General features: G+C 69.0%; 6 protein-coding genes. 2 read left to right on the top strand and 4 right to left on the bottom strand.

The annotated features are described in order from the left end of the window. Positions 1 to 185: 185 nt before the first annotated feature. Positions 186 to 1,157 carry a helix-turn-helix transcriptional regulator gene (locus EKL94_RS17830; protein WP_126930096.1) on the bottom strand — a complete coding sequence of 324 codons (972 nt, stop codon included), beginning with the start codon at positions 1,155 to 1,157 and terminating at the stop codon, positions 186 to 188. Positions 1,158 to 1,238: 81 nt separating this feature from the next. Here EKL94_RS17830 and EKL94_RS17825 point away from each other — a divergent pair, with 81 nt between their 5' ends. Then, positions 1,239 to 1,841 carry a LolA-like protein gene (locus EKL94_RS17825; RefSeq protein WP_126930095.1) on the top strand — a complete coding sequence of 201 codons (603 nt, stop codon included), beginning with the start codon at positions 1,239 to 1,241 and terminating at the stop codon, positions 1,839 to 1,841. Between the two features lie 107 nt (positions 1,842 to 1,948). Continuing rightward, on the top strand, positions 1,949 to 2,725 hold the full coding sequence (locus EKL94_RS17820; protein ID WP_010481298.1) for a DUF481 domain-containing protein: 777 nt from the start codon (positions 1,949 to 1,951) through the stop codon (positions 2,723 to 2,725). Between the two features lie 116 nt (positions 2,726 to 2,841). On the opposite strand, the gene hemC is transcribed toward EKL94_RS17820, so the two are convergent. From hemC to EKL94_RS17805, 3 genes are all read right to left on the bottom strand, one after another. Further along, positions 2,842 to 3,753 carry a hydroxymethylbilane synthase gene (gene hemC, locus EKL94_RS17815; protein WP_126930094.1) on the bottom strand — a complete coding sequence of 304 codons (912 nt, stop codon included), beginning with the start codon at positions 3,751 to 3,753 and terminating at the stop codon, positions 2,842 to 2,844. Between the two features lie 577 nt (positions 3,754 to 4,330). Then, entirely contained in the window at positions 4,331 to 5,062 is a 732-nt protein-coding gene (locus EKL94_RS17810) for a LytR/AlgR family response regulator transcription factor (RefSeq protein ID WP_108269981.1), read from the bottom strand. A 10-nt stretch (positions 5,063 to 5,072) separates the two neighbouring features. Beyond that, complete coding sequence (locus EKL94_RS17805; RefSeq protein ID WP_185830052.1) at positions 5,073 to 6,116, bottom strand: sensor histidine kinase; 1,044 nt, start codon at positions 6,114 to 6,116, stop codon at positions 5,073 to 5,075.

Genomic DNA, 6,116 nt, shown 5'->3' with positions numbered 1-6,116 from the left:
CCCTTCCTTGGTTGGGGGGGTGGTTGCCACTTCAAGGGCTGGCGGCAGGGGCCAGGGCGCGGGCGGCCCCCCCCGGCTTCGGGGGGGCCCGGCGGGGCTGGCGCGGGGGGGTAGGGCCGGAGAGGGGGGGAGCAGGGGGAGCAACAGGGTCTTCTTCATTGGCGGGAGGGTTCTCGGGGGGAGTGTCAGGAGTTGTCGTAGTTGCTCAGGGCGAGCTCAAGCAGCGCCTTGGCCTGCTCGCGCAGCATCACCGGCTCGACGATCTCGGCATCCGAGCCGTAGTGCAGCACGTCCATCAGCAGCTCGCGCGAGACGCTGTACGGCACCTTCAGTTCATAGCGGCCGTCGGCCAGGAAGCGGCCCTGCTGCTTGGAATGCCAGTGCTCGTCGGCCACCCAGCGCGCGGCCTTGGCGCTGAACAGGATGGTCGCCCAGCCCTTCGGCGCGCCGGAGAAGATGCCGTAGCTGGCCCCCAGCTGCTCGTCCAGCTCGCTGTCGGCGACGTCACGGGCGGTGCTGTCGATCACCCGCGCCTTGTGGATACGGTCCACGGCAAAGCTGCGCAGCGCCTCGCGGTCATGGTCCCAGGCATCCAGGTACCAGTTGTCGCGGTAGTGGGTCAGGCGCTGCGGCGAAACGGTGCGCCTGGTCGGCTCGTCGGTGGAGCGGGCGCGGTACTCGAACGCCAGCTGGCGGCGCTCCAGCACCGCCGAAGCCACGCTGCGGAAGCTGCCTTCATCGAACTTGCGGCCACGGTGCGGAATCACCCGCACGCGGTCCACCGGCCAGCTGGAAACACCAGCCTGGGCTGCCAGCAGGCTCTCGATGCGCTGCTGCAGCGGTGCCAGCACCGAGGACAGCACGCCGCCGCCGGTCCGCGCCAGCAGGTGCTGCGAGGCCAGCAGGGCATGCAGTTCCTCCGAGCTCAGCCACAGCCCGGGCAGCTCGAAGCGGTCGCTCTCGTCGGCCTGGTAGCGGAAGCCGGCCTCGCCGTCGCCCTCGATCGGTGCCATCAGCGCGTCACGCAGGAAGGCCAGATCGCGGTAGACGGTGGCACGGGAGCAACCGAGCTTGTCCTGCAGGGTCGCCACCGTCACCGGATAGCGTGCGGACTTGAGCAGACGATGCAGGGCGGTGATGCGTTCGTATCGGTCCATACCCCCGATTATGTCCGAGTCGCGGGTCTTGTGTGGGACGTTTGGGCTATCGTGGTCGCCCCCACCCCTCTGGAACACCCGATGCGCCGGTTGCCTGCCCTGTCCCTGCTGGCCTGCCTGCTGCTGGCCGCCTGTGATCGCGCGCCCGCGCCGGCCAGCACCGGAGCGCCCGTGCCGGCAGCGGATCCGGCGCAGGCGGTGCTGGGCGCCAGCCAGCGCTTCTCGGCCCTGCGCAGCTTCCACGCCGAACTGGAGGTGCTGGGTGCGCCGCAGCCGGTGCGCAGCGCCATGGACTTCGTCGCCCCCGACCGCTTCCGGGTGCAGACCCCGGCCGGTCCGCAGACGATCATCGGCGACACCATGTTCCTGCAGGCCGACGACGCGATCCGGCAGGTGCCGACCCCGCCGGGCCTGCTCGAGCAATGGCGCAACCCGCTGCCGGCCGATGCCCTGCCCGCCGATCTGCAGGCCGAAGACCTGGGCAGCCAGTCGCTGGACGGGGTCGAGACGCGTCACTACCGCCTGCGTGGCGCGCAGCCCGGCGAACGCCTGGAGTACTGGGTGGACGCGCAGGGCCTGCCGCGGCAGATCGTCCGCAGCGGCAGCAGCAATGGCCGCAGCTTCCAGCTGCGCCTGCGCTATTCGCGCTTCAACGACCCGGCATTGCGCGTCGATCTGCCCTGAATAGGCGATCGCGGCAACGTCTGCTGAAGAAACCGTTTGGATCGATTCGGACCGCCATCACGCTTCCAGTATCATCACCGGCTGTCAACCGCTTCGGAGAAGCCCCGATGTCCCTGCGCGTGTCCCTGCTGATCCCCCTGCTGCTGTGCGCACCGCTCGCGTATGCGCAGGATGCCTCCGAACTGGCGGCGATGTCCTCGCCGTGGAGCGGCAGTGGCGGCGAGCTCGGCTTCGCCTCGGCACGCGGCAACAGCAGCACCGAAAGCTTCAACGGCCGCCTGCGCCTGCGCTACACCGATGGCGACTGGGTGCACAGCATGGACCTGGCCGGCCTGCGTTCCAGCTCCAAGGTGATCGAGACCCGCGACGACGGCTCCACCAGCCGCCGCAACAACACCACCGCCAACCGCTACACCGGCAGTGCCGGCAGCGCGCTGCAGCTGGGCGAGCACCGCCAGCTGACGGCCACGGTGCGTACCGAGCGCGATGACTTCGCCACCTACGACCGCCAGAGCTCGTTCGGTCTGGGTTACGGCACCCGCCTGTGGAACACCGAGCGTTTCTCGTTCGACGCACAGATCGGCCCCGGTGTGCGCCGCACCCACAGCACCGAGGACGACCGCACCCGCACCGGCATGATCGGCCGCGGCCTGTTCGACATGAAGTACTCGTTGACCGACAACACCGACCTGGTCAACACCCTGCTGGTCGAATCGGGTTCGTACAACACCTTCGGCCAGAACGACTTCGGTGTTTCGGTGAGCATGAACGAACATCTGGCGCTGAAGGCCGGCTGGCAGGCGCGTTACAACAGTGACGTGGCCGAGGACAAGCGCAAGACCGATACGCTGACCACGATGAACGTGGTCTACAAGTTCAAGTAAGCAGAACGGGCGCCAGGGCGCCCGTTCTTCTTCCGGTAGTGCCGGCCGCTGGCCGGCAACTGCATTCAACTGGGCCACGAGGTTGCCGGCCAGCGGCCGGCACTACCTGCGATGGCTCAGACGTTCAGCAGCCCGCCGGCGCCATCATCCAGCAGCATCTTCGCCACGCGCTGGCCCAGCGCTTCCGGGTCACCGGCAGGGCCCACCGCCTCGGCACGCACGGCACGGCCGTCGCTGGCGCTGCCAACCAGCCCCTGCAGGTGCAGGTCGTCGCCCTGCCACTGCGCGATGGCCGCCACCGGCACGTGGCAGCTGCCATGCAACGCACGGTTCATCGCCCGCTCGGCCTCCACGCAGGCGCGCGTGGCCGCGTCATCAAGCGGGGCGAACAGCGCCATCAGGCGCGCATTGCCACCATCGCACTCCACCGCTACCGCGCCCTGCGCCGGGGCCGGCAGCCACTGCGGCGGTTGCAGGCGCGCGACGATGCGCTCGCCCAGGCCCAGGCGCTCCAGGCCGGCCACGGCCAGCACGATGGCGTCGTAGCCACCGTTGTCGAGCTTGGCCAGGCGGGTGTTGACGTTGCCGCGCAGGTCCAGCAGTTCCAGGTCCGGGCGCAGCGCGCGCAGCTGGGCCTGTCGACGCAGCGACGAGGTACCGACCCGTGCCCCGATCGGCAGCGCGTCCAGCGAGGCATACAGGTTGGAGACGAAGCCATCGGCGGGATCGTGGCGGGTCAGCATTGCCGGCAACGCGAACGGCGCATCCAGTTCCATCGGCACATCCTTCAGCGAATGCACGGCGCAGTCGGCCTCGCCACGCAGCATGGCCAGCTCCAGTTCCTTCAGGAACAGGCCCTTGCCACCGATGGCGGCCAGCGAGCGGTCCAGCACCTCGTCGCCGCGGGTGCTCATCGGCACCAGTTCCACATGCAGGCCGGGATGGGCCTGGCGCAGGCGGTCGGCGACGTGTTCGCTCTGCCAGAGGGCGAGCGGGCTCTTGCGGGTGGCGATGCGGACGGTTTCCATCCGGTCATTATCGCGCCTTCGGCGGGGATACGGCCAACGGCGGAGCCCCTCGTGGCTGGCTGGGGGTATGGTTGAAGCAACAGCCGTGCTGGGCCGGGCGGGATGGACTGCGCAGGGGCCGCTGCAAGTACGTCCATGTAAGCTCGGTCGCCGCATCCATGCGGCTCACGCCCCTGCGCAGCCCACCCCGCCCGGCCTCTGACAGTTTCCGTGTGCGCCGGCCACGGAAGATCAAAAGAAAAGAAAAAAGAGCAGAAGCAAAAGCAACTGCCGACGGCTTCCGGGCTCAGATCCCTTTTCCGCAGGAAAAGGGATCTGACCCCTCTTCCCCCGCCCGATAACAACAATGCCTTTGCCGTCCGACGCGGGAAAAACGAGAGGGTTGGGCCGGGGTGGGATGGCGGGACCGTTGGCGCCATGGATGGCGCCATCGAGCTACAGGGATGTACTTGCAGCGTGTCCCGCCACCCCACCCCGGCCCGACCCAGTACGTAGCACCAACGAGCCGACCAACCGCCGTTGCAGTTGCTCCAGACGTTGCTCGTAAGCAGTCGCGGCCGCAGGCCGCGCGGAACACTCACAGATGCCGCAATTCCTGCTTCAGCGTCGCCACGCAGCGGCGGCTGACTTCCAGCGGTTGCTTGCCATGGCGCAACATCGCCTGCACCTGGCCGCCCGTGCCGCGACGCAGCTCCACCAGCTCATGGCGTGCCACCAGGCAGTTGCGATGGATGCGGATGAAGCGGCTGGCGAACTCTTCTTCCAGCGACTTCAGCGACTCCTCGATCAGGTCTTCTCCGCGTGCGTGGTGCACCACCACGTACTTCTCTTCGGCCTGCAGGTAGTGGATGTCGTCCAGCGGAATCAGGCGCAGGCTGCCGCGCAGGCGCGCGCACAGCATGCTGCGGGCCTGCTGCCCGCGGTGGCCTTGCGGCTGGCCGTCGCGGCCGGCCAGGAACGTGCGTGCACGTGCGATCGCCGCTGCCAGGCGTTCGGCACGCACCGGCTTCATCAGGTAATCGATGGCTGCCGCTTCGAAGGCCGACAATGCATGCGCGTCGTAGGCAGTGCAGAACACCACCGCCGGGCGCGGCTCGAAGCTGGCCAGATGGCGGGCGGCTTCCAGGCCATCCAGCCCGGGCATGGCGATATCCAGCAGGACCAGGTCCGGCTGCAGCTCCGCGCACGCATGCAGGGCCTGCTCGCCGTTGCCGGCCTCGGCCACCACATCCACGCCGTCCTGCGCGGCCAACAGGCTGCGCAGGCGCTCACGCGCCAGCGGTTCGTCATCGGCGATGACTACCCTCACGATCGCTCCCTCACTGGATCGGCACTGTCACCTGGCAGGCATAGTAGCCCTCGCTCCAGCCAGCCGTCATCCGCGCGGCGTTGCCGAAGCGCCAGGCCAGCCGATGGCCGATGCTGTGCTGGGCATGGCCGGCACCGCGCGCCAGGGCCAGCCCGGGGGCCTGCGGGTCGGGCGCCGGATTGCGCACGCGGATCTGCAGTTCATTACCCTCGCGCACCAGCTGCAGCTCGATGGTGCCGCCCTCGGGCAGCCGCGAGATGCCATGCAGCACGGCGTTCTCCACCAGCGGCTGCAATACCAGGCGAGGCAGGGGAAGATCCCAGGGCAGCGGTTCGTCGCGCTGCCAGCGCACCTGCAGGCGCTCGCCCAGGCGCAGTGATTCGATCGACAGGTAGCGCTCGGCCAGCTCGCATTCGTCACGCAGGGTGGAATCGCCCTCGCCCGCCCCCAGCGCGGCACGGAACAGATCGGACAGGTCCAGCACCGCACGCTCGGCCACGACCGGGTCGCGATGCAGCAGGCTGGCGATCAGGTTCATGCTGTTGAACAGGAAATGCGGCCGGATCCGCGCCTGCAGCGCATCGGCCTGTGCGCGTGCATTGGCCTGTACCTGCGCGGCCCAGCGGTCACTCACATAGAAGTAGCGCAGGGCCAACGCAGTGATCAGCGCCGTCGTCGCGGCGCTGCCCAGCGTGAAGCGCCAGAAGCTGATGCCGCGGGCGAAGTTGTCGCCAAGCACCGCGTACAGGGCATGCACGATGCCCGCGCAGACCACCGCGATCAGCGTCGCCAGTGCGATGGCCGAGACCGCCCCCAGGGCCTGTGGCAACCTCGACAACGCGTTCCGCAGCAGGCACAGGCTGGCCGTTACGGCCAGCGCCAGCCACAACGCGAAACCACTGGCCGACAGCAGTTCGCCAACGGTCCAGTGGCGGCTGCCATCCGGCGCCAGGGCCAGCACCACCACCACCAGTTCGGCCAGGCCGAGCATCGCCGCCAGCCGCGGCAGGCGGCACAGCTCCGGCATCCAGGGCGGGGCGCTGGCCGGTGACAT

Origin of the sequence: Stenotrophomonas maltophilia, from assembly GCF_003970865.1 — a bacterium.
Lineage (GTDB): Bacteria > Pseudomonadota > Gammaproteobacteria > Xanthomonadales > Xanthomonadaceae > Stenotrophomonas > Stenotrophomonas maltophilia_AR.
The sequence above is the reverse complement of the archived record's forward strand: the minus strand, read 5'-3'. Positions and strand labels throughout refer to the sequence as shown.

What these genes read in the sequence shown, in the direction of transcription:
- EKL94_RS17830 (WP_126930096.1), bottom strand. Translation starts at nt 1,157, where the DNA reads ATGGACCGATACGAACGCATCACCGCCCTGCATCGTCTGCTCAAGTCC.
- EKL94_RS17825 (WP_126930095.1), top strand. Translation starts at nt 1,239, where the DNA reads ATGCGCCGGTTGCCTGCCCTGTCCCTGCTGGCCTGCCTGCTGCTGGCC.
- EKL94_RS17820 (WP_010481298.1), top strand. Translation starts at nt 1,949, where the DNA reads ATGTCCCTGCGCGTGTCCCTGCTGATCCCCCTGCTGCTGTGCGCACCG.
- hemC (WP_126930094.1), bottom strand. Translation starts at nt 3,753, where the DNA reads ATGGAAACCGTCCGCATCGCCACCCGCAAGAGCCCGCTCGCCCTCTGG.
- EKL94_RS17805 (WP_185830052.1), bottom strand. Translation starts at nt 6,116, where the DNA reads ATGTCACCGGCCAGCGCCCCGCCCTGGATGCCGGAGCTGTGCCGCCTG.